This window comes from Gimesia benthica (assembly GCF_009720525.1).
Taxonomy (GTDB): domain Bacteria; phylum Planctomycetota; class Planctomycetia; order Planctomycetales; family Planctomycetaceae; genus Gimesia; species Gimesia benthica.
Genome location: NZ_CP043930.1, coordinates 6,694,586 through 6,719,002, shown reverse-complemented (window position 1 = coordinate 6,719,002; position 24,417 = coordinate 6,694,586). Strand labels below are relative to the sequence as shown.

Genomic DNA, 24,417 nt, shown 5'->3' with positions numbered 1-24,417 from the left:
CTGTGCAGTCAACGTTTATGCGTTGATTTCGTAGCCTTTCCGCTGCTCACGGCTCTGCCACTGGTTGGCTTCATCATCGCCGATGATCTGTTCCGTCTGGGGATCCCATTTCAGCGATCGATTCAGGCGAATCGCAATGTTGGCCAGGTGACAGGTGGTGATCGCGCGATGGTGCGTCATCACATCTGAGATTGGCTGCTCACGGGCATCGACACATTCATAGAAGTTCCGCATGTGATCGCCGGGCTGGCGTCCTTTGTAGAGTTCCTTGATGGTATCGCTGGAAAGTGGATTGTCTTTCAGGTCTTCCACCGGCTTTCCGGTCAGATCGCCGCGGCTGACAAACATCCGCCCCTTGGTTCCGCTAAACAGAATTCCGTTGCGGCCATCGCTTTTGATCGTCATCTTCACGTCGTTCGGGAAGGTCGCCTGCACTTCGAACTTGGAAGCCACATTGTATTCATCATCCTTGGTCGGCATACCGTCTTTGAGAGGAACCGGATGCACTGCGGAAATCGGCACGACCTGGGTCGGACCGGAATGATCCATGCCAATCCCCCACTGGGCGATATCCACATGATGCGCACCCCAGTCGGTCATTTTGCCACCGGAATATTCATACCACCAGCGGAATTCGTAATGACAACGGGTTTTCGGACGTCCGTCGGCTGATTTCCAGCGGTAATCCGTCATCGGTGCCTGGCCCAGCCATTTGTCCCAGTTCAGAGTTTTGGGAACTTCGGCCACGGGAATGGAACCACTGGGTGATATGCCGCCAATCACACATTCCACTTCGGTGATGTCCCCCAGGCGACCTTCCTTGATAATTGCCAGTGCATTCAGGAACCGCTGCCCCATTTCACTCCGCTGCTGGGTCCCAACCTGAAAGACCCGGCCCGTTTCCTTGAGCACTTTGATGATCTGCTTGCCTTCATCAATCGTCAATGTCAGCGGCTTTTCACAATAAACGTCCTTGCCGGCTTTCATTGCTTCAATGGCAATTTTGGTGTGCCAGTGGTCGGTCGTTACGATCGTCACGATATCGATCTCGGGATTTTCCAGAACTTTCTGGTAATCTTCGAAGACCGCGACTTCTTTGTTGTTGCCTTTTTTCCCCTGAATTTCTTTGACCTTGTCGTGTGCTTTACCAGCGTGTGCTGCATCGACATCGCAGACGGCAATCACGTCCCCGTACTTCATCGCATTCGGACCAACGGCATTCCAGCGGCTCCCGGTACCGATACAACCCACAACGGGGCGATCATTGGCCGCTTTGAACTTGTAGGCGCTGGCAGGGTCAACACTGAACCAGAAGGGAACGCTAGTTCCCGCGACTGCGGCTGCTGAGGTTTTCAAAAAGTCGCGACGATTCTGCTTGGAATTACTCACTGAAGACTCCTTATCTACATGGAAGGGTGCGCGCCGATTTCAGGAATGGAATCACGCAGGTGCAGGATGATTGATCAATGAGTCCATTATAAGGAACTCGGAATCGGCAATGCAAAGATCAAGACTGCTTTATGTCTGTTTTCTTCATACGACTTGTCCGGGATTCCTGATAGAATGAAAGTATCAAAAAAGTGCCGCCACCTCGCTTTTGCTGATCGAACGTGGCGAACCTGGTTTTATAAAAGACCCTAACATATTTTCTTTCCTAAAACGGTAACATGCGCACCATCCTGCACGTGGATATGGACGCCTTTTACGCGTCCATCGAAGAACGCGATCACCCGGAACTCAAAGGGCAGCCGATCATTGTCGGCGGTCGGGCTGAGTCACGGGGTGTCGTTTCCGCTGCCAACTATGCCGCGCGCAAATTCGGCGTTCACAGTGCCATGCCGATGAAAACCGCCCGCTCACTCTGCCCCCACGCACACTATTTTCCGGTCCGGATGAAAGATTATGCAGGCGTCTCCCATACACTGCAGCAGATCTTCCAGCGTTTTACCCCCCTGGTCGAGCCGTTGTCTCTGGATGAAGCATTCCTCGATGTGACGGGAAGCGAACTGCTCTTCGGCACGGGTGCAGAAATAGCGCGCACCATCAAGCGCGAAGTTCAGGAAACATTACACCTGATCGCGTCCGTGGGAGTCGCGCCAAATAAATTCCTCGCGAAAATTGCCAGCGATGCGGACAAACCGGATGGTCTGGTGATTGTCGCGCCCGACCGTATTCATGATTTTCTCGACCCACTCCCCATTTCCCGCATCTGGGGCATTGGGAAGGTCGCCACCCGCCGCTTTAACCAACTGGGAATTCAAACCGTCGCTCAATTACGGGCCCTCGAACCGAAATTACTCACGGAACTGTTCGGCGAACAGGGTGCGCATCTCTGGAAGCTGTCCCAGGGGCTTGATGAGCGTCCCGTAGTGCCGGAACGCCAGGCCAAATCCATTTCGCGCGAAACCACTTTTTCCCGCGATGTGACCGATCTGGAAATCCTCAAGTCCGTCCTGATTGAACTGGTAGAAGACGTGGCTCGTCGGCTCCGTAAAAACCAGTTGCGAGGAAAAACGATTCAGCTCAAAATCAGGTACGATGACTTCTCGACCTTTACGCGGGCATCGACTATCGCGCAACCGACGGACATCACCCGCGATATCCAGTCCGCCGCTCTGCAGATGCTGGAACACCGACTGCCGGCCCGCCGTCTGTCAATCCGACTGATCGGGGTCGGCGTTTCCGGTTTCGATCAGAGCGCCGTTCAGCAGCGCAGTCTGTTTGACGAAGAGGATCAACAGAAACACTCCAGGCTGGACCAGATCAAAGATCAGATCGCCGACCGTTTCGGAATGGATTCGCTGAAACGCGGCAATCGCATTACAAATGATATGCAAGATGAATCAGCGGAAGCAGACTGAGCTTGAATTCCGTTTGTTTCTTCAATCTTTGACTGGTGCCCAGCGCAACTTTTGAGTTGTCTTGAATTCGACTTGTCCGTCATTTTTACTTTGCTGGTCCGGGCGACTGCTGCCCCGGTCGATCAATGCCTGCAGGTCGGCTGTCATCTGTCTGACCCGTTCCGGATGTTTCTGTGACAGATCCTGCTCTTCCGCGATGTCAGACTGCAGGTGATAGAGCTCTGCGATCGTCGGCTTGCCGCGCGACTTTTCCAGATTGCGTCCGCTCAGTTTATACACCAGTTTCCAGGGACCATCCCGGTAGGCAAATTCACCAAAGTTCGAATGATTAACCACTGACGTACGTGAGCCGTCCGACGCTTTTCCCTGCAATGCGGGGAAAAAGCTGAGGCTGTCTTCTGCACCGGCTGCGGGTAATTTTGTTCCCAGCAGATCAGCACTGGTTGCCAGGAGATCCGTCAGGCAGATCAGCTGGTCACTGCTGCCGCCCGCCTGTACTTTTCCGGGCCAGCGGACGACCAGTGGAACACGGTGCCCCCCCTCCCAGACATCGCCTTTATGTCCGCGATAAGGACCGCTGGGGCGATGACCGGCTTTGATCAGATCATTCCAGCCCGTGTAATGCGAATGGCCATTGTCTGCAGTGAAGATCACCACGGTGTTCTCGCCCAGTCCCGCCTGATCGATGGCCTGAATGACCTGACCTGCGGACCAGTCGGTTTCCATCACGAAATCAGCCACGGGGGCGATGCCACTTTTGCCACGGAAGGGAGGTGAGGGAACCACCGGCTCATGCGGTGATGTCATCGAAAAATAAAGAAAGAATGGTTTCTTTTCTGTCGCTTGTTGTTCGATGTACTTGACTGCCCGCCGGGTTAATTCGGGGAGAATTTCCTGCATCTTCCAGTCGGGTGCCGCCGGAGCGCCGGTGAACGCTTTGGGCAACACAATTCCCTCTGCGGGATCGGGTTGAAATTTGGCTGTGGGCTGTGGAAAGACCCGGTTGTTTTCAATAAAGGTAAACGGAGGCAGATTCGGCAGATCGACGCCGAAGAAATAATCGAAGCCCCGGTCAACCGGTCCCCCCGAAATCGGTTTGGTAAAGTCCCAGTTCAGTTGCCACTGACCGTTGCGTTTCTCCGTCATTTGGCTGGGCTGCGGTCCCGGCCAGTTCCATCCCAAGTGCCACTTTCCGATACAGGCGGTTGTGTAACCCTGTGACTTAAGAAACCCGGGAAAAGTGAGTCGGTCAGCAGCGATCAGCGGAGGTTCGTAAGCGGCGATCACCCATTCCTGCAGTCGCGTTCGCCAGGCATAGCGGCCCGTGAGAAGTCCATAGCGTGTGGGAGTACAGACCGCCGAACCACTGTGGGCGTCAGTAAAGCTCATCCCCTGCTTTACCAGGCGGTCGAGATACGGAGTTGGAATTTTGTTGTCCGGATAGTGTGCCTGGATATCACCCACACCAAAATCATCGGCCAGGATGACCACGATATTCGGTCGCTGCTGTTCAGCCGCCGAAAGCAATCCGGGGCTCAGACACAACAAGAGACAACAGACAAGCGGGCGCAACATGGTAGACTCCTCAAGACGATCCGAGACAATGAAGCAGGAGATTGCCAACTGCAACTCACTGTGAAGCTGACAGTATTTCTCTTATTTATCCTACCGGTTATAAAACGACAGCGAAAGCAGGACTGACAGAAAATGCTTTAACCGGCCCTCGGAGGAGTGACGCTGACCAGTGACTCGTCTGTCTTCTGGCTGCGACTACTGAAATAAATCAGCGCGAATCCGACCACGATAGAACAGAGGGAAACGATCAGCCAGAAGAGGGGTAGATGTTTCTGATCCTGCAGGTTCATGTCCCATTGTGAGAAGTAGTGCTGATAGCTGGCGAAGGTGATCAATAGACCGTTGTGCAACATGTGCAGTAGGATCCCGGGAATCACACTTCGCGAAAGAACGTTGACATATCCCAGTGAGATCCCCATGAAGAAGCTGGGGAAAAACCGCTCGATAAACAGGGAATCACGCACGATGACGTGGAACAGTGCGAACAGAAATGCCGAAATGAAAATCGATTTGGTACTCGAAAATCGGTTCAACAGACCGCTCAACAGGTAACCGCGGAAGAAGAGCTCTTCGCAGATCGCGGGGAGTACCGCGAGGCTGATCAGCTTGATCCAGAGTGGTACCAGCTCCAGTTCCAGCTTCATTGAATCGAATAGTTTCGTGAGGACTTCAATGCGATAGTCTGTCAGGGCAAAGATCTCGATCTCGTAAGCCATCGGCCAGAGCGTGAATCCCAGCAGGACCGCTCCCACGCAGGCCAGCGGTCGGGGACGATTCCATCGAAAGCCGGACTTCAGATTCACACCACCCAGCCAGGCAAACAAGAGTGGGATCAGCAGGAACAGACAGAAGGTGAGCGTGCCTGATGCCAGCAGTCGCATCGCCATGGACAGTTCCTGCAGCCGACTGATAAATGCAGCGGACAGGATGAACACCGGAAACAATACCGCCAGACAGAGCACCGCATTATTCAGTGCGGGGGCAGCATGGGTTTTGGTGGAACGCTTGAAAAAATCGCTCCAGGAAGCTTCGCTTTGATACAAAATCGTATCGGTGCCGAAAATCCGGGCGGCCAGACTGAGAGCAACCACCCCGTAGAAGACCGTGGAAAAGACCGAAACAAAAAACAGTGTGGGCTGCGCCTGGTGCAGTAAAAAATCGCGACTGAGCAGTACGATATTCGCCAGGGGAATCACCGCCCAGAGCAGCGTCATTTTGAGGTCGGGCACCAGGCCGATGACCCCGGGGGCCATCGAGATCAGCATCAGCGGAATCAGGTAGGCCTGTGCTTCTTTGAAGCTGCGGGCAAAGCTGGTGATACAGAGCAGGACCGCAGAGAAGAAGCCGGCGAAGATCAACAGGAGTAACAGAATCTGCATTAAGACGACCGGCGTCAGCCCTTCGCCAAACAGCATCCCCTCCAGACCATTTGCGTACGCGGTCGCCAGCATCGCCACCATATTGACAATTGCCGTCAGAGTCGCCACTGCCAGGACGGCGAAAAACTTGGAACACAGAATCCACATGCGGGGTAACGGCGCGGCCATTAGGGTTTCCAGTGTTCCACGTTCGCGTTCGCCGGCGGTCAAGTCGATTGCGGGATAGACGGCGCCGGTCATCGTCATCAGCAGCAGAATCATGGGGACGAACGTCACCAGGGAAGCCCCCTGTCGCATCTCGGACTTTACCGGTTCAAACGTCGCGATGAACGGAACGGTGTCGCTTTTTCCCATTTCTGTCAGCATCTGGTCGCGGTAATTCCAGCGTACGGCCTGCAGACGTTTCTCGACATATTCCGCGGCCCGTCGACTGTGGGGCGACTGTGCGCCGTAGGTAATCTGAAAACGGCCACTGTGTCTCTCGTCGGCCTGATCTGCCTGCGCAGTGTCGATGGGAATGTAACGTACCCCCACATCGACCAGACCATCGCGGACCAGTTTCGAAATGTTTTGATTTTCCCCCGTACTGTCGGCGATCAGAAACTTGATTACCGGGTCGACCCTTTGAAAGCGGGCCAGGGGCTGCTCGTCGTCAGCGGATTTCTGTTCGACAGGCGACATGCCGGGATTGGTTGCCAGCAGACGGTTCCCCTTGGTGAGCAGGGCGCGAAACAGCTGCCCCTCTGATTCGTTGGGGAGAATAATCCGGTATTCCACTTTGCTGAGCTGGCTCATCTGGCTCAAAAAAAACTTCTGCAATAGAAGACCAAGCAGTGGATAGACCAGCAGCGGCATCAGAATCAAGGTGATCACGGTGCGGCGGTCGCGGAGAATTTCGCGCAGTTCTTTCTTCAACAGACCCGAAAAGCGAAAACCGGTCGTGGGAGTGTAGATCCGGTGATCCGAGTCCTGATCGTAGGGCGACACCATTAAAGCAGTTCCCCCTGTGCCGCGGCGACTGTTTTCGATTTTGTCACAGGCGCATCCAGCAGTTGCAGGAAGATCTGGGTTAATGTCTGACAGGAAGTGCATTGCTGCAGCTCTTCCAGTGTGCCCTCGTAGCTTTTCTTACCCTGGTATAAAAGCCCGAACCGATCGCAGAGTTGCTCGGCTTCATCCAGGCGATGTGTGCAGACGATGACGGCCTTGCCTTCATCGCGGAGATGATCGATGTAATCGAAGATGACCTTGCTGCCGACCACATCCAGTCCGCGGGTTGGTTCATCCATCAGCATCACAGGAGGATCGTGGATCAGGGAACGGGCCAGATTCACGCGTTGCTTCTGACCGGTACTTAAAGTGGCAGAACGACGATCGAGGAATTCAGAGAGCCGAAACAAATCCGACAGTCGCTGGATGCGGTCTTCCGCCTGCGCTGCGGAGACGCCATAGACGTCAGCGAAAAAAAAGAGGATCTCGCGGGGTGTCAACCACTGGTACAAGCCAGCACTGGTTGAGACGAGGCCGACCCGCCGTTTGATTTCGTCGGGATGCGTCGAGACGCGAAAGCCTTCGACTTCGGCATCGCCACTGGTGGGCTTGAGCAGGCCGAGAATCATGCGGAGCGTTGTAGTTTTACCGGCACCATTGGGTCCCAGCAAACCATAGACCTCCCCTGCTTCGACTGCGAACGAAATATGATCGACGGCCAGAACATCCTGTTTTCCGGCTTCGAAAATACGTGTGAGGTTTTGAACGCGGATCATAACGGCCCTTAGTCCTGGTTCTAAAAGAACCCCGGGAACGCACCAGAGGTATCAATGAGAAATCAATTGCGGATCATCGCTTGAATTCATTAGAACCAGAAACACTTGAAACTTCAGATTGGAAGAGCTGGCCTGCCTGAATCATGTTAAATTCACTGGAAGTGCGAATAGAAATGCTGGCGCATAAATAACCTGATTCGGAACTGGTCCATCTTAACAAATCAAAAGTCAATCTGTCACCTGTGAAAACAGGTTTCCTGAACGGAAGACGGGAATGCATCCTGTTCTATGAATATTTGAATATCTACTACCGGGTATTTTAGTAAACAAAACTTTGAAGCCAGACTCTGCTTGCAGACCGTTCTCATCAAACACACAATAGAACCGAAATACTTACTTCAAGCTGCTCAGATTATCCGTATCATTCCATTCCCGTTTGAAAGCCGTTTCCGAAATGAGATGCTTCCCCCGCCAGATCGTGCTGACACTTCTGTTCTGCCTGTTTGCGTCCAGCCTGTTTGCCGCTGATGACTGGCGCGTGTGGCGCGGGCCCACGGGAAACGGGGTGGCTGCTGCCGGGCAAACACCACCGGTCAAGTGGTCGGAAACGGAAAACATTCACTGGAAAACCCCACTCCCCGGACGGGGCCATGCCTCGCCGATTGTAGTCAACGCTCGAGTACTGATTGCGACCGCTGATGAGTCACAGGAAATCCAGTCGGTGGTTTGTCTCGCACGGGACTCGGGAAAGATTCTCTGGAAGACCGACGTCAACCGGGGTGGTTTCGCTCCCAAAATTCATCAGAAGAATACGCACGCTTCTCCCACACTCGCTTCCAATGGCGAACTGATTTTCGCGGCCTTCCCGCATCATGAAAGCATTCAGCTCACGGCGCTCGATCTGGATGGGAAACAGCGCTGGCAGATCCGGGCAGGAGGCTTTCTGCCCAGAGCGTATCAGTTCGGCTATGGTCCCTCTCCCATTTTGTATGGGAATACCGTGATCGTGGCAGCCGAGTATGAAAAGAACGGTTACCTGGCTGCCTTCGATCAACAGACGGGCAAAGAAGTCTGGCGTCTCGATCGCCCCGATAAAATCAATTTCTCGACACCCATTGTTACCCGCATCGCTGGTCGGGACCAACTGCTGCACAGCGGCAACTCGCGGGTTGCGAGTTTCGATCCGCGTAACGGTCGCGAGATCTGGTCGGTCCCTGCTCCCTGGATTGTCAGCTGTGGCACTATGGTCTGGGATCAGGAACTCGTCTTCGCCAGCGGTGGTTTTCCAACCAAGGGAACCATTGCGGTGAAAGCAGATGGTTCGGACCAGGTCGCCTGGACGAACCGCGTCAAATGCTATGAGCAATCGATGCTGGCTGCGAATGGATATCTCTACGCCGTCGATGACAACGGCATTGCCTACTGCTGGGACGCACAGACCGGAAAAGAGATGTGGAAGCATCGCCTCGGCGGGAAAGTCTCTTCCTCACTGGTCCTCGCAAACGGCAATCTGTATCTGACGAACGAACGGGGGACCACGTTTGTCTTCCGTTCGAATCCTCAGAAATTTGAACTGCTGGCAGAAAACCAACTCGGCGACGAAGGGTTTGCCTCGCCAGCAATCTGCGGCAGTCAGATCTTTCATCGCGCGGCCGGTCGTGCCTCGGGAGAACGTCAGGACGTGCTTTACTGCATCGGTAAATAGTCTCTGGCCAGACTCTATTCAGCCTTGGCGGGCTCGGCTGCTTTCTGAGGTGGTGCGACCTGTTGATTTGCCGGAACCGGCTGACCGAAGGCTCGAAAGCCGCGCAGCTCCTGGGGTAATCGAAAATAGAAACGATTGGCGGTGTACGCGTTCGTCCATTGATAACGTACCTGTCCTTCTTTGGGACGGACGCTCATTTTGGGACTGGTCCAGACTTCTTGCTTGTCGAGTTGAACTGTCGTCGCTGCTGCAGACAGTCGTGCACAGCCATAGGACCAGGTCTTGCCATCGGTTTCCAGAATCAGGATGACCTCAGGATTGAACCCGCGTTCAAAATAGAACGCCGCGGCATCCGAATTCTCTACATCGGTCGGTTGATACTGGTCGAAGGGAGTGGGATGCAGATTCAGAAAGATCTGTTCCCGTCCCAGCATCTCCTCGGCTGAAAATCGAATTGCCAGTTGCTGCATCTGGTCCAGTCGTTCCTCCGCGGTTGCCGCCGGATCGGGTGCATCGGGCAGCGGTTTGAATTCAATTCCGACCTCCCAGGGTTGCCAGGTCACACTGGGCCCTTCAATGCGAAACGGTTTTTCGGTCAACGAGAGGAATTCATAAGTGGCGCGTCCCGCAGTTCCTTCCGGGTGATCCATTTCCACAGCGATATAAGCCCAGGGGCGGCCCGTTGTTCCTAAACGCCAGATCGCACCTTTGGTCACTTTATATTTGGGATCATGATATTTCATGACCGGTTCCTGGACGAAAGCGAGCGGCGCACTGCGTTCTTCCCTGGTACGAATCGACCAGGCATTGAGCAACTCCCGCATCGTATCGATTTTGGAATCATGGGCCGCCTCTTCTTTTTCCTCGGCAACGATTGGCATAACGACACAACAGAGTAAAACCGCTGCAAAACTACTGAGAAATGTGATTCTCCGGCGCATCATGACGAGTTCCTTATTTGAGACAGATTCGGTTCGACGCGAACCCATTGTATGAACACACAGCCATTGATCAAATGTAAAGTTTTCTAAACGGGTGATTATTTAAGAATGTCTATTATTTCTGTCCCGGTTGGATACCGCTGTCTTTCGCGCATAAAAAAACGGCAGCCCTGTTTTCAGGACTGCCGTTTTCCATTCCACTGAAAGGAAATCGCTACTTTGCTTTTTTGATGTTGGGATTCAACAGACTGTCAGCTGCGGCATCCCCTTTGGCAGACTTCAAAATGATTTTGATTGAATCTCCGCCCCCTTCTGGGATCATCACCTGGGTCTCCTGGACTGCAGGTGGAGGATCCATCAGGTTTTCTCCCATATTGCCGAGAACCACACGGTAACTGCCGGGGGCAGCCCCATCTTCTTCCTCATAGGTTCCCAGCACAAAGGTGCCATCTTCATTCACATTCGCCCGGGCAGTCCGCACATTTTCTCCACTGGTCAGTGGTAAGAGATCAATGTGAATCGGTCCGAACGGTTGATCATCCAATGTCAAAGTTCCAGAAGCCGGAACAGTCTCGACTGTCCGCTTGCTCCCTGCAGCATCCCCGCCTCCACAGCCTGTCAGACAGATCATCAGGGTTGCCAACAGTACGTTCGCTGAGCGCATCATCGTATGTTTGTTTCCTATTCCAAAATGATAAATGAACTTCAGGTCATCAGCACGATTTCCTCTCCCGGAGATCCGGGAGAGGAAACTGAGAACTGCTGATTTTAAAAATCGCCAACGATACTATCGAAGCGACCACCGGCAATCGTATTGAGCGACATCCAGAGGCTGGGTGCTCCAGCTGACTGGTTGTGATCACCGTGGTAATCGATGTTTTCACTGATGAAACGTACCGAACCATCGGCCATCAGGAAGTGAGCACCTCCCTGATGCACAGAACCCGGTCCCGGCCATTCTGAGTTCAGACAGTGAGCGGCGATATAAACCGGCCCCCAGGCATAAGGAGCTGTTTTAAAGAACGTACCATCTTCCCCGGTGGAAGTACCATCGGGTAATAACAAATTGTTGGCAGCATTGTTCATGACCACGATGTGTGTTGAAGCGACGAAAGCCATTCGGTAGACCGCTTCTCCACCTCCATCACGCAAACGACCTGCACCACAGGTTCGTCCGCCACTGGCAAAACCATTTTGTGGAACTTCCCCCACGGCAATGGTGGTGGTCGTTCCATCGGTGATGTCGCGAATCCGGACTTTCGATTTCAGTGTAAAGACACCTGTGTGAACCTGATTGGGACGTTGCCACCAGTCAAAGCCTTGAGATCCGGCATAGTTGGTGGTCGCGAAACCATCACGGGCGCTGGGATCATGGTCCTGGTCTGAAGGGCAATGCAGGACAGGCAGCTTAGTCGCCTGAATTGGTCCTGCCGTTCCTGTCTGGCCGAGGATCGGGGCGGAGAAGTTAATCTGATTGTACAGGGGTGCCTGCTCCAGGAATGGTAAAATCAGAGTAATCCAACTGTAGTTACGAGCTCCGGGTGAGGAACCACCTGGATCGTTGGTCCAGACATCGTTGGGAAACATCGAGTGTGTTTCATGATAGTTGTGCAATGCCAACCCGATCTGCTTGAGGTTGTTCTTGCAGGTACTTCGACGGGCCGCTTCGCGCGCCTGTTGAACGGCGGGTAGTAGCAGGGCGATCAAAATTGCGATGATCGCGATGACCACCAGCAATTCAATCAACGTGAAGCCTCTCTTCTTTGAACGCTTGAACTCCATACTGACTCTCCTTTAAGAATAAGAAAGTGATTATTGAGATGATAAAATCAGTCTCTCACAACACGCAGTATCGTTTCTCTCTCAGATGGAAATGAAAGGGCATCTGATTTGAATGAGAGTATAAATCGTTGCTCAGTACGCTCGTTTGACACCAGCTAAAGATGGCGTCACTCGTAAATAGAATTGAGTCGTAGTCCGTTACCAGAAATTTTATGATGAGTGGAACCCCATGAGACGGGGAGGAGATGCGAAAATTCAAACGGATTATTAATGGAAATTAAATAAATCAACATACTCCGATACGATTTTATCTTAGTTTTATAAAATTGTCAAACAAGATATTTCGATGTTACGACATTTCGAAATAAGTAAGAATCCTTAATAATGAACAGGATTTCTAAGGAAGATTGACAGGGTCATTCAGAGTTATGTTCATACAGATACGTATTACAGAACATTAAAATTTCTTCGATGATAAAATTATCCTCTGCATAACATCATGGATGACATTCCTTCCCGACTCTATCCTTTTTGACAGTGACTCAACAACGAATCGCGCTACATGTTACCACTAAATCATTTTGACCATCTCATCGTCGGCCAGGGACTCGCAGGCACTGCACTCGGCTGGACGCTGCAGCAACACGGCTATCACACCTTGATCATCGACCGCGGTGAAGAGATCACGTCCTCGAAAATTGCAGCTGGTTTAATCACGCCTATCACCGGACTGCGCCTGGTGGTCTCCTGGCGACTCGAAGAATTCCTGCCTTACGCTGTCCGCTTCTATCGCGAAATTGAATCGCTTACCGGTTCCCGTTTCCTGGAGTTGAACCCAATGCTGCGACTGTTCGCTTCAGAGCAGGAACAGGAGCAGTACCAGCAACGATCCCAGACACATTTTCCGGAACTGGTTTCGATTCCCGAGCCTCTGGCGAACGAATCTGAATTCGATGTGTCACAGGGGGGATTCGAAATGCAGAGCGGAGGAAAACTGGATGTCCCCACTTACCTCGAAGCTTCGCGAGAGTGGTTTCAAAAACAAAACTGTTTTTTGAAAGCAGACATCGATCCGCAACAGGACCTGGCATGGAAAGCAGACCAGGTCCAGATCAACCGTCTGGGAGTGAGTGCCAACAAAATCATTTTCTGCCAGGGGATCCAGGCGCGGCACAATCCCTGGTTTGAAAAAGTGCCTTTTGAGGGCGTCAAAGGAGAAATCCTGACTTTGAAAATTCCAGGCCTGACAGAACGACGCGTGGTCAACCGGGGAGTCTGGCTCGCGCACTGGCAGGATGACCTGTATCGCGCCGGCTCGACTTATGATCGGGAACACCTCGACTGTGAACCCACGGTAGCCGGCCGTGAAGAAATCATGCAGCGTCTGACCGAATTTCTGAAAGTTCCGTTTGAAGTTGTCGAGCAACGGGCCGCGGTCCGTCCGGTCATTCGTGGACGACTGCCTGTCTTGGGACTGCATCCGGAAAACCCGTGCGTCGGATTCTTCAACGGTTTTGCCTCGAAAGGCAGCCTGCAAACCCCCTGGATGGCAGCCCATTTTGCCGATGTACTGGAAGACAAAGCGACTCCGGAAAAACAACTGGACCTCAGCCGTAAGCTCAAACCAAAATCATGACACGTTTAACCGACCAGGCACACGCACGCATCTCCGATATTCTCCGCGCCGGGGAAACCGCTATCGATGCCACTGCGGGGAACGGACACGACACCTGTTTTCTCTGTCAGACCGTTGGTCCCACGGGGCACGTGTATGCGATCGACATTCAAGACTCGGCACTGGCGCAGACAGCCGCACAACTCGCGGAGGCGGACTGCTTTCATTGTGAGCTCATCTGCTGTGATCACAGTCTACTGGCAGAGATCGTTCCGGCTGAGTATCAAGGCGCAACGGGAGCGATCATGTTTAACCTGGGCTACCTGCCCGGGGGTGACCACAGTCTGATTACGCAGCAGGCAACCACAGTGCAAGCGCTGGACGCGGCGATCGGTTACCTGCGTCCCGGAGGAATTCTGACGATCCTCGCTTATCCGGGACATCCTGGTGGGGAAGCGGAAACCGGCGCCATTTTGGAATGGATGAACGAGTTACCTGCCGACGAATTCATAACGGAAACAATCCTGGCGCGTTCGTCTGCGCCCACCGCACCGCGTCTGTTGATTGTCACCAGGCAGGAATCCTGAGACAGAATTATTCCTCTTCAGAGGAATCCTCGTGCGATTGCGAAGACTCACGGATTTCGTCAATGATCTGGCGGGCCCGATCGACGTTCGAAGAGACCACATCGACTTTAATCTCAAAAATTCCGGTCATCGCAGCCTGATTTTCATTCTCGAGCAGACAGCGAATGCCTTCCCCTTCCAGCGTCATCTTGATGAATTCCGCTTCCATCACATTCGTCGTTGAATAGACAGTTTCCAGACTATCACTCATGGTATTGTGTTCCTTAGACAAACCGTCCCTGAAGAGTGAACTCATCATGGAGCGCTTCACAGTCAGTCAAATAATGGTCTCGTACCCTGTAAGGCTAACCTGATTCAGTGTTAACATCAATATTAAATACACAGGATACGCTTCAGGTCGCCGATGGTTCGCAGGAATTCATAAGCAGGGTGACTGGAATTGAATCTCAGGGTCACTGCCTGTTATTCTTTAATGTGCTCTGATTATCATCGCCATCTAACAAGGGATCTCTCCCCATGAACCGCCTGTCACTCCGAAGTCTTTTCCTGCATTTCCTGACTCCCCTGCTGATCACAGGCGGCCTGATTCCCTGCCCGACTCAAGCGGAGCCCCCTGCACGAAAACCTGTGGTTCTGACGGACCGGGCCCGTGAGTTGCATCGGCAGTGTCTGGTGGTCGATGGTCACAACGATCTTCCCTGGACGATGCGGGAAAAAGCGGCTTCTTCCTTTAAACAGGCTGACATCGCTCAACCACAGCCTCGGTTTCATACCGACATTCCCCGGTTGCGTCAGGGAAATGTCGGAGCCCAGTTCTGGTCCGCCTATGTTCCTGCTGAGACCAGCCAGGAACGCAGGGCCGCTCATTACACCCTGGAACAGATCGACCTGATTCACCGGATGATTAAGCGATATCCTGACGTATTCGAAATGGCATCCACGGCAGACGATATCGAACGGATACACAAATCGGGCAAGATCGCCTCCATGATCGGTGTCGAAGGGGGACACTCCATTGAAAACTCACTTTCGCTGCTGCGGGTTTTCTACGGTCTGGGAGTCCGTTACATGACGCTCACGCACTCGGATACGCTCGACTGGGCTGACTCTGCGACTGATACAGCAAAACATGACGGCCTTTCTCCGTTCGGTGAGGAGGTTGTCCGCACCATGAACGAACTGGGAATGCTGGTCGATATTTCCCACGTCTCGCAGGCAACCATGGAGGACGTGCTGCGGGTCAGCCAGGCGCCCATCATCGCCTCGCATTCTTCAGCCCGGGCCGTTGCGGATCATGTGCGCAATGTGCCCGATGAGATCCTGGTCAAAGTCAAAGAGAACGGCGGCGTGGTGATGGTGAATTATTTCTCCGGATTCGTCGTGCCGGAATCAGCCCGCCAGATGACAGAAATGTTCCACGTCCGCCGGGAGCTGAAAAAGAAATATCCCGATGAAACAGAGTTCAATCGGGAATACAATCGCTGGAAGAGCAGCCACAAAATGCAGCCCGGCACTATTCATGATGTGGTTGATCACATTGACCACATTGCTAAAGTCGCCGGAGTGGAACATGTGGGCATTGGTTCGGACTTTGACGGTGTCTCGACACTTCCCGCGCAACTGGAAGATGTCTCAACCTATCCCCTGATCACTCAGGCTCTGCTCGACCGGGGTTATACCGATCAGCAGATCAAACAGATCATGGGACTGAACCTCCTGCGGGTCATGCGGGAAGCCGAGCAGGTCGCCCTTCGTCTGCAACAGCAGACAAAAGACTGACCGTCAGCTTCCCGTTGTTCTCTGTCACCCGCAGAAGAATCAGTTTAAAGCAAAACCCTATTTTGAATCCGGCAGCTTCGGCATGACAGGACGGGGTGCTACCAGCTCCCGCTCTTCAGCCGGGGGTGGTGCCGGCAGCTTCACCTGGGCGGGCTGCTCCTTAGGGGCCGCCTGCTTGACCTGTTTTTCCAGACTCTGCTGCTGCTGAACCTCTTTGAGATAATCCTGCAGCAGACGATAGGTATTCTGAAACTCCTGACGATTCGTAATCATGTGATATTGTGAATCGACCTGGACCTGCTGATAGTTGGCGATTACCGCTTCCAGTTCAGCCGGATCGGGAGGTGTGGAACTGGCTTCCAGTCCTTCGGGAAGTGCCAGGTAGTCTTTCCAGGCAGCATCCACGACATCGTCCAGCGACTGGTGTGCTCCGAGCAACTGATATTTCAGTTCGTCACTCTGAAGCTCCTGCTGTGCCAGCTGAGCGACATCCTGCTCGATGCGAACCATATCCCAGACTTCAGAAACTCCATCACTGAAAAACAGGATGACCGTCGATTTATCTTTGGTCAGACTGTCCAGACCGGTCTCCATGGTGACGGCTTCTTCTTCCCCCACCTTCCAGACCGCACGCTGTTTTGTTTTATCAATCGCCCCCTTTAGAGGCAGCGTGATATTACCTTCTTTATTGAAGTAAGTCCCGGCGATCGCACCATTCTTGCCGACCGCCAGCTGAACTGTGACATTCACATCCTGGGTTCCCTGAGGAACAATCGCAAATAACCCGACCGGCATCCATTCTGCTGACTCTTCAGGTGGAGTCACGCTTTCGGCGATCTGATTGGCCTGGGATGCGTAATCGTTAACAGGTGCAATTGGCGTCCCATCATTGTAGATGTAGCCGTCATTGATGGAATAGTTATAGACGACGGGTGTCAGATTATTATAACCGCACCAGGAAACCAGACCACCGTAAGTAGCCCAGATCCAGGGACGGTAACCGTATCTGCGATAATGGTAGTAAGGATAGTATCCGTAACCGCGGCGATATCGACTATAGCCGGAACCGTATCCATAGCCGATTCCGAATCCGTAGCCTGTCCGGTAACCGGACCAGTAACCAGGATTATAACGATAGGATCTGCTGGCGTAGCCAGTATGACCTCGGCCACGATTGTAGTTTCGTCCTGATCTTAATCCGGTACCGCCACGTCCAGCATGATGATGTCCTCCGGAGCGTAAACCAGGATTACTGTGTCGATGCTGACTGCCAAAGCCAGACTGAATTCCACCACGGCTATAACCGGTGGCTCCCCGGTAATATTGATCGGTTCTACCGTGACGACTTCCCCCCGAACTTAATCCGCTGATGTTGCTTCCCCGGCGGGATCCGAAATCCTGAACCGACGAGCGGGAACGAGAACGGTTGAAATCAGAAGAACCTGAACGGATGCGACTGCCGGAATGCAACCCCGGATTACCGGTCACACTGCGTTGTCCCCGCGAAATGGAATTACGGGGAGAATTCTGCGATCTGCCGGAAGCAGAGGAACCGGAATGACCAGGACGCATGGTGGTATGACTGGAGCGTCCCGAAGAACTGCCGAATGACTGATTGAAGGATCGCGAAGGAGCACTGTGTCGACTGCTGCCTGAACCGCGAAAGGAACTTGAGTTCGGACGTGAGAATGAACGCCCGGGAGATGACATTGAGCGGGAAGATCCGCTACGCTGGCTACTCCCCCGAGAGATGCTGCCCCGGGAAATACTCCCTCGCGAAATGCTCCCTCGCGAGCTACTGCCGCGGGACATGCTTCCGCGCTGGCTTCCCCCTCCGGAAAATCCACCCCGGTGTCCGCCACCGCCTCCGCCACTTCGATGACCACCGCCGCCTCCGCCGCCGCGACCACCCCGTTGGGCGAAACTATCGACTTCGCTGACGCATAACATCGTCAGCAACACTAAGAACGTGATTGATATCTTTTTCATTGAGTTCACCTGACCGACCACGAAGGTGAGAGCCCCCATGCATCGTCCTGATAGTATTTCTATGCGAAAAAGCGGACAGGTTTCCTACCTGACATCCGAGCCCGTTAAGCATAAAGAGAGAGAAAACTGATCAGGCAGATATCTCGCCGTCAGTATCCAGACAGACGTACTGAGACTGTAACCGTCTATGGTTATTATCTCTGGTGTTCAGGTGGGGTAGGAAGCAGAGATAAATTTTAATAGCAGCGCAGACAGCACAAATTACTGTTTTCAACTGACTCAGCGACTTCGCATCCTGCTGGAATGCTGCCGAATCTCAATGGCCCGTATATCTGTCACAATAGGAATCGGGGTTGTAAAAGTCAATAACTGCCTGTCCGCAACAGATCTATCGTCAGGCATCAACCAAAGTGCATGCGTCAGGAATCGTTCTTTATTTCATGCATTCCAGGCCCGTTCCAGAAGCAAATATTCACGTTTTTAAAAAATTCATCATTTCTTTGGAATAAACGGGAATCAACGGGCCTCTTACAGGCAGCAGGGACCAATTGGGCCCTGTCTGACGCACAAGACACATTACCGGGTTTCTTTCATATCATGGAACAGGCCCCGGTCTGCAGGCCTCTCATCCCTGCGGATCTGTTATTGAATCGAGAATTTGGAGAACTGAGATGAAATCACTGTCGACACTTTTCACCATGCTGGCCCTGACCCTGTTCTTCGTTGGTTGTGGCAAAACTGAAACTCCCCCCAACGAAACTCCTGCTCCTGCAGAAACACCTGCTGAAACTCCTGCAGAAGATCCTGCTGCTCCTGAAGGAGAAGCTGCTGCACCAGAAGGTGATGCCGCTAAACCAGAAGAAGCCAAACCAGAAGAAGCCAAACCAGAAGAAGCCAAACCAGAAGAAGCCAAACCAGAAGCCAAGCCAGAAGAAAAGAAACCCTAAGCTCTGGCATGTCATTTATGATGACGACACAAAAAAAGCTCTCCTGATCTGTCAGGAGAGCTTTTTGTTTTGGTTGTTGAACTCAGTTTACTTTGCAGATGCGTTGCCACTCAGAATGCGGGCTGCGGTCAGCGTATTTTTCAGCAGCATGGCAATGGTCATCGGTCCGACGCCCCCTGGAACCGGGGTAATCGCAGACGCGACCTCTTTGACGCCTTCAAATTCCACATCACCTACCAGTTTATCATCCACGCGGTTGATGCCCACATCAATGACAATCGCCCCCGGCTTGACCATGTCGGCGGTTACGAATTCAGGCTGACCGATGGCGGCAATGATAATATCGGCCGACTTCACGATCTCTTTCAGATTCTGTGTGCGGCTGTGACAGATCGTCACCGTGGCATCGGCCCCCATGCCCCGCTGAATCAACAGCATGGCCATCGGCTTTCCGACGATTTCACTCCGCCCCAGGATGACCGCATGTTTGCCTGCGGTCTCCATCTTCGTCGAGAGGATCATCTGCTGAATGCCGTAGGGCGTACAGGGCAGATAGCGGGGACGACCCTGCACGATCAGACCCACATTTTCCGGATGAAAGGCGTCCACATCCTTGAGCGGATCGACCACATCCAGAATGGCTGTCTCATTGATGTGCTTGGGCAGCGGCAGCTGTACCAGGATGCCGTGTACTCCGGGGTCGGCGTTGAGTTCTTTGACCAGGGTCAGCAATTCTGCTTCAGTGGTTTCGGCAGGCAGCCGTTTTAAGGTGCTTTCGATACCGGCTTTTTCACAGGCCCGCTGCTTGTTGCGGACATACACGGCGCTGGCCGGATCATCGCCTACCAGTACCGCTGTGAGGTGCGGGACGACCTGCGTTGCTGATTTCAGCTCTGCGACTTCCTGTGCGATCTGTTCCCGAAATGTCGCCGCCAGTGCTTTGCCGTCAATAATTTCTGCTGACACCCTGTCATTTCCTTGTTCAAGAGGGGTTAATTTCCATCCGCTCACACCATAACGAATCGTCTGAAAATCTAAAACCACCCCAAAAGAATTAATGTGACGTAAAGGCAAATCGCGGCGTAGATGGCTGCGACATAGTCGTCGGCCATGATTCCCCAGCCCCCGTGGATGCGGTCAAAATATCGAACCGGCCAGGGCTTCCAGATGTCAAACAGACGGAACCAGAGAAAGGCAAACAGGGAAACCCAGAGAAAGTCAGCAGATAACGGTCGGTGAAAGACAGGCAGCATGACCACCGTGAAAGCCCCGATCTCATCGATGACAATCTCTCCCGGATCTTCTTTCCCCAAAAGCCGCGAACCCTGCTCACAGAGATAGACGCCGAGCAGGAAAATCAGCAGAGAGACCACCAGATAGACGGGTAGCGACAATTGCAGCCAGAACAGTCCCAGAACCAGAACCGGTCCCAGCAGACTTCCGCATGTTCCGGGAGCTTTGGGAGCCAGCCCTGTACCGAGCCCCCGTGCGAGGAGCAAAATCGTAATGTTTTTGAAATTTCTCATTTATGGTAATTGACCAGGGAGCCGATTCTCTGTGTTGCGTAATCGGAAAAATGTCACTATTCAAGATAATCTAAAGCGTTTATACTTTAAACAGGAGTGATTTTCCCGGGGTACATATAGACAGTCAACACAAACCAATGTGTTGATTCCAAAGCGGGTGCATCGCGTAACTCGAAGGCAGCCCGTCATTTCCTGTATCGATCGTACCCTGACAGCCGAAAATTTCCAGTAAGACTCAACGAAACCTACCCTGCCATTTTGAGTCGCTTCTCGTGAAGAACGATTCGGGATGGCTCCTCGATTACATCAATCAGGATTGATCAATATGACATCCCCCGAAGGCCCCAAGCTTTCCAAGCTCGAATCTCTCAAAGAAGGCAGCCATCAGCTGCGCGGAACCATTGCTGAAGAACTGCTCAACGAAAGCGACCAGTTTTCCGGCGACTCTCTGCAACTCCTGAAGCATCACGGTACCTACCAGCAGGACGATCGTGACCTGAGAAAAGCCAAAAATCCGGACGGGACTCCCAAAGGCAAGTCATACAGCTGCATGATCCGAACCCGCGTGCCGGGTGGTAAGGTCACCTCAGATCAGTTCCTGGCCGAACTGGACCTGTGTGACAAATACGGCGACGGAACCGTGCGTCTGACCACACGCCAGGGCTTCCAGCTGCACGGCGTGATCAAAGGCAACCTGCGGGCCGCCATCAAGGGGATTAACGAAACCAAACTGACTACCCTGGCCGCCTGTGGTGACGTGAACCGTAACGTGATGGCCTGCCCGGCTCCTTACAAGAACAACCAGGTCTTCGACGCAATGCAGAACATGGCGTATGCCATCGCCGAACACCTGCGTCCCAAAACAACTGCCTACTTCGATCTGTGGATTACCGACGAAGATGGCAACAAAACCAACGAAGCGGAATTCCAGCCGGTAGAAGAGCCGATTTACGGCAAGACCTACCTGCCCCGTAAGTTCAAGATCGGTATCGCCCTGCCGGAAGATAACTGCGTTGACATCTTCACCCAGGATATCGGCCTGCTGGGAATTGTCGAAAGCGACGAAATCGTCGGCTACAACTTCTACGTCGGCGGCGGAATGGGAGTCACTCCCAGTAAGAAAGACACCTATCCCGCGCTGGGCAAGCTGCTCGGATTTGTACCCAACGATCAGGTTCTGGCGGTCGCGGAAGCAGTCGTGAAAGTCCAGCGGGACTTCGGAAACCGGGAAGACCGGAAACGGGCCCGTATGAAGTATCTGGTGGACGATCTGGGAATCGAGAAATTCCGCGAAAAGGTTGCTGAATACTTCGGTTCTGAAATCGCCGCCCCACGTGACGTGGAAGTGACCGGCATTGACGATCACATGGGCTGGCATGAGCAGGGGGATGGCAAGCTGTTCCTCGGCGTGAACATCGAAAACGGACGTATCAAAGACGATGGCGACCTGCGGATTAAATCCGGCCTGCGGAAGATCCTCGAAACTTACAAACTGGATGCCCGGATCACCGCTAAGCAGAGTGTTATTTTCTGTGATATTGATCCCGCTGACAAGCAGGGGATCGAACAGATCCTGGCCGACCATGGCATGAAGCGGGCTGAGGAACTGACCCTCATCCGTCGCTTCTCAATGGCCTGTCCGGCACTGCCCATGTGTGGCCTTTCGATTACGGAATCCGAACGGGTCCTGCCCGATCTGATTACCGAATTCGAAGAAGAGCTGGCTCGCCTCGGCCTGCAGGATGAGCGGATTTCGGTCAACATGACCGGCTGCCCGAATGGCTGTGCCCGTCCTTATGTTCCGGATATCGGACTGGTCGGTAAAGCCGTCGGCAAGTATACGGTCTTCCTGGGTGGAAACTCGCTGGGGAACCGGCTGGCCTTCATTTATGATGATCTCGTTCCACTGGAAGAAGTCACCAGCCGCCTGTCACCCGTACTGGAATTCTTCAAGGAAGAACGTCAGCCCGGCGAAGCCTTTGGTGATTTCTGCCATCGGATGGGCAAAGAAACCCTGCAGGAAAAAGCAGGCCTGGCAGCCAAATAATTCTGTCAGAATTGTCTGTTTGAATATGAACCTTCCGGCAGGCAGGCTGTCTTTCATTTTGACAAAATCAATCCGTAACGGGTTGACCCTGTCTGATCGCGCGGGTAGATTATCTGCAACAGACAGCTGCTAAGGCTGCTGAGAACCGGAAATTACGAGTATTAACGACCAATGCGAAATTACAATCTCCTAAACCTGAACCTGCTACGAAGCCTGCTGCTACCAGCCAGGTCTTAGGTTCTTTGTACGATTGTAAATCAAAATACAGTGAAACCCTGAGACCAGATCGGCCTCAGGGTTTTTTATTTTCCCCACTGGTACTATTCTGGTCTCTCAACAGCGTCCCTCAGCGGGGCGTCAACCGATTCATGGAGCAAACCAATGTCCAATGACACAGTAAAAATCTTTGACACCACCTTGAGAGACGGTGAACAGTCGCCCGGTTGCAGTATGACAACCTCGGAAAAGTTGAAAGTGGCCAAAGAGCTGGTCGCGCTGGGCGTCGATATCATTGAAGCCGGTTTTCCCATCGCTTCACCCGGCGATTTCGATGCGGTCCGTAAGATTGCCACCCAGTTCGGCGATCAGACCACCATCTGCGGCCTCGCCCGCTGTCGTAAGGAAGACATTGACCGGGCCTGGGAAGCGTTGAAAGAAGCCAAAAACTCCCGGATCCACGTCTTTTTAGCCACCAGTTCGATTCATCGCGAACACAAGCTCAAGATGAGCAAGGAACAGATCATCGAAACCGCGGTGGAGATGGTCAAACGGGCCCGCGATTACTGTCCGGATATCGAATTCTCTCCGGAAGATGCCGCCCGAACCGAGAAAGACTTCCTCTGTGAAGTGGTCGAGCGGGCCATCGAAGCAGGCGCCTCGACGGTAAACATTCCCGATACGGTCGGCTATGCGACTCCCGCGCATTTCCATGATGTGATCACCACGTTGAAGAAGAATGTCTCCAACATCGACCAGGCGATTATCAGCACCCACTGTCATAACGACCTGGGACTCGCCGTCGCCAACAGCCTGGCCGCAGTCGAAGCCGGCGCGCGACAGATCGAATGCACGATCAATGGCCTGGGAGAACGGGCCGGCAACTGTGCTCTCGAAGAAGTCGTGATGGCCTTGAAAACCCGTGCCGACTACTACGGCGTGAATACGAACATCAACACGAAACGTCTTTACCCCATCAGTCATCTCGTCTCCACCGTCACCGGCATGACCGTCCAGCGGAACAAAGCGATTGTGGGCAAGAACGCTTTCGCTCATGAAGCGGGAATCCACCAGCACGGCGTGCTGCAGGAACGGACCACCTACGAGATCATGTCTCCCGAAGACGTGGGTTATGTGGGAACGAACCTCGTGCTCGGCAAACACAGCGGCCGGCATGCCTTCCGGGATCGTGTTCAATCGCTGGGACACACGCTCGATGACGCGACGTTTGAGCGGATCTTTAACGAGTTCATCACTCTGGCCGATAAGAAGAAAGAGATCTACGACTCAGACATTGTTGCTCTGATCGAAAACCAGGTCTCCGATGCACCGGAAAAATGGTCGATTGCCCGTTTCCATACCTCCGCCGGCACCGGTACCATCGCGACGGCGACGATCGAGCTCGCTGACGAAGACGGTAAAATCCACTGTGATGCTGCAACCGGCGACGGCCCTGTCGATGCCGTGTTCCGTGCTTTGGAACGCATTACCGGCATTTCAGCTGTACTCGAGCAGTATCACGTCGGCAGTGTTTCCAGCGGTAAGGACGCACAGGGTGAGGTTCGTGTCGAAGTTCGCATTAACGGCGAGCTGTTTACCGGGCGCAGCGTCAGTACCGATATCATCGAGTCCAGTGCGAAAGCATACCTGCAGGCGATCAACAAAGCCGTTGGTCGTGGGGAAAACTGAAAACCGACCTGAA

General features: G+C 53.2%; 19 protein-coding genes. 8 read left to right on the top strand and 11 right to left on the bottom strand.

What is annotated here, in order from left to right; genetic code table 11:
• Positions 1-15 precede the first annotated feature (15 nt).
• On the bottom strand, positions 16-1,389 hold the full coding sequence (locus F1728_RS26295) for a Gfo/Idh/MocA family oxidoreductase (RefSeq protein WP_155366522.1): 1,374 nt from the start codon (positions 1,387-1,389) through the stop codon (positions 16-18).
• Positions 1,390-1,667: 278 nt separating this feature from the next.
• Here F1728_RS26295 and dinB point away from each other — a divergent pair, with 278 nt between their 5' ends.
• Entirely contained in the window at positions 1,668-2,861 is a 1,194-nt protein-coding gene (gene dinB, locus F1728_RS26290) for a DNA polymerase IV (protein ID WP_155366521.1), read from the top strand.
• A gap of 21 nt (positions 2,862-2,882) precedes the next feature.
• Here dinB and F1728_RS26285 read toward each other — a convergent pair whose 3' ends face one another.
• The 3 genes from F1728_RS26285 to F1728_RS26275 form a co-directional block, all read right to left on the bottom strand.
• On the bottom strand, positions 2,883-4,436 hold the full coding sequence (locus tag F1728_RS26285) for a sulfatase family protein (protein WP_155366520.1): 1,554 nt from the start codon (positions 4,434-4,436) through the stop codon (positions 2,883-2,885).
• Positions 4,437-4,573: 137 nt separating this feature from the next.
• Positions 4,574-6,805 carry an ABC transporter permease subunit/CPBP intramembrane protease gene (locus tag F1728_RS26280; protein WP_194242536.1) on the bottom strand — a complete coding sequence of 744 codons (2,232 nt, stop codon included), beginning with the start codon at positions 6,803-6,805 and terminating at the stop codon, positions 4,574-4,576.
• A complete protein-coding gene (locus F1728_RS26275) occupies positions 6,805-7,581 on the bottom strand; it encodes an ABC transporter ATP-binding protein (RefSeq protein WP_155366518.1) in 777 nt (258 codons plus the stop codon). Before F1728_RS26275 ends, F1728_RS26280 begins: the two co-directional genes overlap by 1 nt.
• A gap of 454 nt (positions 7,582-8,035) precedes the next feature.
• On the opposite strand from F1728_RS26275, the gene F1728_RS26270 reads away from it, so the two are divergent.
• On the top strand, positions 8,036-9,286 hold the full coding sequence (locus tag F1728_RS26270) for an outer membrane protein assembly factor BamB family protein (protein WP_155366517.1): 1,251 nt from the start codon (positions 8,036-8,038) through the stop codon (positions 9,284-9,286).
• A 14-nt stretch (positions 9,287-9,300) separates the two neighbouring features.
• Here F1728_RS26270 and F1728_RS26265 read toward each other — a convergent pair whose 3' ends face one another.
• From F1728_RS26265 to F1728_RS26255, 3 genes are all read right to left on the bottom strand, one after another.
• Positions 9,301-10,230: a hypothetical protein gene (locus F1728_RS26265; RefSeq protein WP_155366516.1), complete on the bottom strand. Its 930-nt coding sequence runs from the start codon at positions 10,228-10,230 to the stop codon at positions 9,301-9,303.
• Positions 10,231-10,441: 211 nt separating this feature from the next.
• Positions 10,442-10,894 carry a hypothetical protein gene (locus tag F1728_RS26260; protein WP_155366515.1) on the bottom strand — a complete coding sequence of 151 codons (453 nt, stop codon included), beginning with the start codon at positions 10,892-10,894 and terminating at the stop codon, positions 10,442-10,444.
• Positions 10,895-10,995: 101 nt separating this feature from the next.
• Positions 10,996-12,009: a DUF1559 domain-containing protein gene (locus tag F1728_RS26255; protein WP_155366514.1), complete on the bottom strand. Its 1,014-nt coding sequence runs from the start codon at positions 12,007-12,009 to the stop codon at positions 10,996-10,998.
• A gap of 562 nt (positions 12,010-12,571) precedes the next feature.
• On the opposite strand from F1728_RS26255, the gene F1728_RS26250 reads away from it, so the two are divergent.
• Together F1728_RS26250 and F1728_RS26245 are read left to right on the top strand one after the other, a co-directional pair.
• Positions 12,572-13,645, top strand: a complete 1,074-nt coding sequence (locus F1728_RS26250) for an NAD(P)/FAD-dependent oxidoreductase (RefSeq protein WP_155366513.1) — start codon at positions 12,572-12,574, stop codon at positions 13,643-13,645.
• On the top strand, positions 13,642-14,211 hold the full coding sequence (locus F1728_RS26245; RefSeq protein ID WP_155366512.1) for a tRNA (mnm(5)s(2)U34)-methyltransferase: 570 nt from the start codon (positions 13,642-13,644) through the stop codon (positions 14,209-14,211). Before F1728_RS26250 ends, F1728_RS26245 begins: the two co-directional genes overlap by 4 nt.
• Before the next feature lie 7 nt (positions 14,212-14,218).
• Here F1728_RS26245 and F1728_RS26240 read toward each other — a convergent pair whose 3' ends face one another.
• On the bottom strand, positions 14,219-14,461 hold the full coding sequence (locus F1728_RS26240) for a putative signal transducing protein (RefSeq protein ID WP_187782167.1): 243 nt from the start codon (positions 14,459-14,461) through the stop codon (positions 14,219-14,221).
• A gap of 266 nt (positions 14,462-14,727) precedes the next feature.
• Here F1728_RS26240 and F1728_RS26235 point away from each other — a divergent pair, with 266 nt between their 5' ends.
• Complete coding sequence (locus F1728_RS26235; RefSeq protein ID WP_155366511.1) at positions 14,728-15,990, top strand: dipeptidase; 1,263 nt, start codon at positions 14,728-14,730, stop codon at positions 15,988-15,990.
• Positions 15,991-16,047: 57 nt separating this feature from the next.
• On the opposite strand, the gene F1728_RS26230 is transcribed toward F1728_RS26235, so the two are convergent.
• Complete coding sequence (locus tag F1728_RS26230; protein WP_155366510.1) at positions 16,048-17,979, bottom strand: hypothetical protein; 1,932 nt, start codon at positions 17,977-17,979, stop codon at positions 16,048-16,050.
• A 671-nt stretch (positions 17,980-18,650) separates the two neighbouring features.
• Between F1728_RS26230 and F1728_RS26225 the strand changes: the two genes are divergently transcribed.
• Positions 18,651-18,926: a hypothetical protein gene (locus F1728_RS26225; RefSeq protein ID WP_155366509.1), complete on the top strand. Its 276-nt coding sequence runs from the start codon at positions 18,651-18,653 to the stop codon at positions 18,924-18,926.
• 87 nt (positions 18,927-19,013) lie between these two features.
• Here F1728_RS26225 and folD read toward each other — a convergent pair whose 3' ends face one another.
• Both folD and F1728_RS26215 read right to left on the bottom strand, forming a co-directional pair.
• Positions 19,014-19,892, bottom strand: coding sequence for a bifunctional methylenetetrahydrofolate dehydrogenase/methenyltetrahydrofolate cyclohydrolase FolD (gene folD, locus F1728_RS26220; protein ID WP_155366508.1), 879 nt, complete (start codon positions 19,890-19,892; stop codon positions 19,014-19,016).
• 68 nt (positions 19,893-19,960) lie between these two features.
• Positions 19,961-20,452 (bottom strand): phosphatidylglycerophosphatase A family protein, encoded by a 492-nt coding sequence (locus F1728_RS26215; protein WP_155366507.1) that lies wholly within the window; start codon positions 20,450-20,452, stop codon positions 19,961-19,963.
• A gap of 325 nt (positions 20,453-20,777) precedes the next feature.
• On the opposite strand from F1728_RS26215, the gene F1728_RS26210 reads away from it, so the two are divergent.
• Both F1728_RS26210 and F1728_RS26205 read left to right on the top strand, forming a co-directional pair.
• Positions 20,778-22,499, top strand: coding sequence for an NADPH-dependent assimilatory sulfite reductase hemoprotein subunit (locus F1728_RS26210; RefSeq protein ID WP_145187974.1), 1,722 nt, complete (start codon positions 20,778-20,780; stop codon positions 22,497-22,499).
• 381 nt (positions 22,500-22,880) lie between these two features.
• Entirely contained in the window at positions 22,881-24,404 is a 1,524-nt protein-coding gene (locus F1728_RS26205) for a 2-isopropylmalate synthase (RefSeq protein ID WP_155366506.1), read from the top strand.
• Positions 24,405-24,417 lie beyond the last annotated feature (13 nt).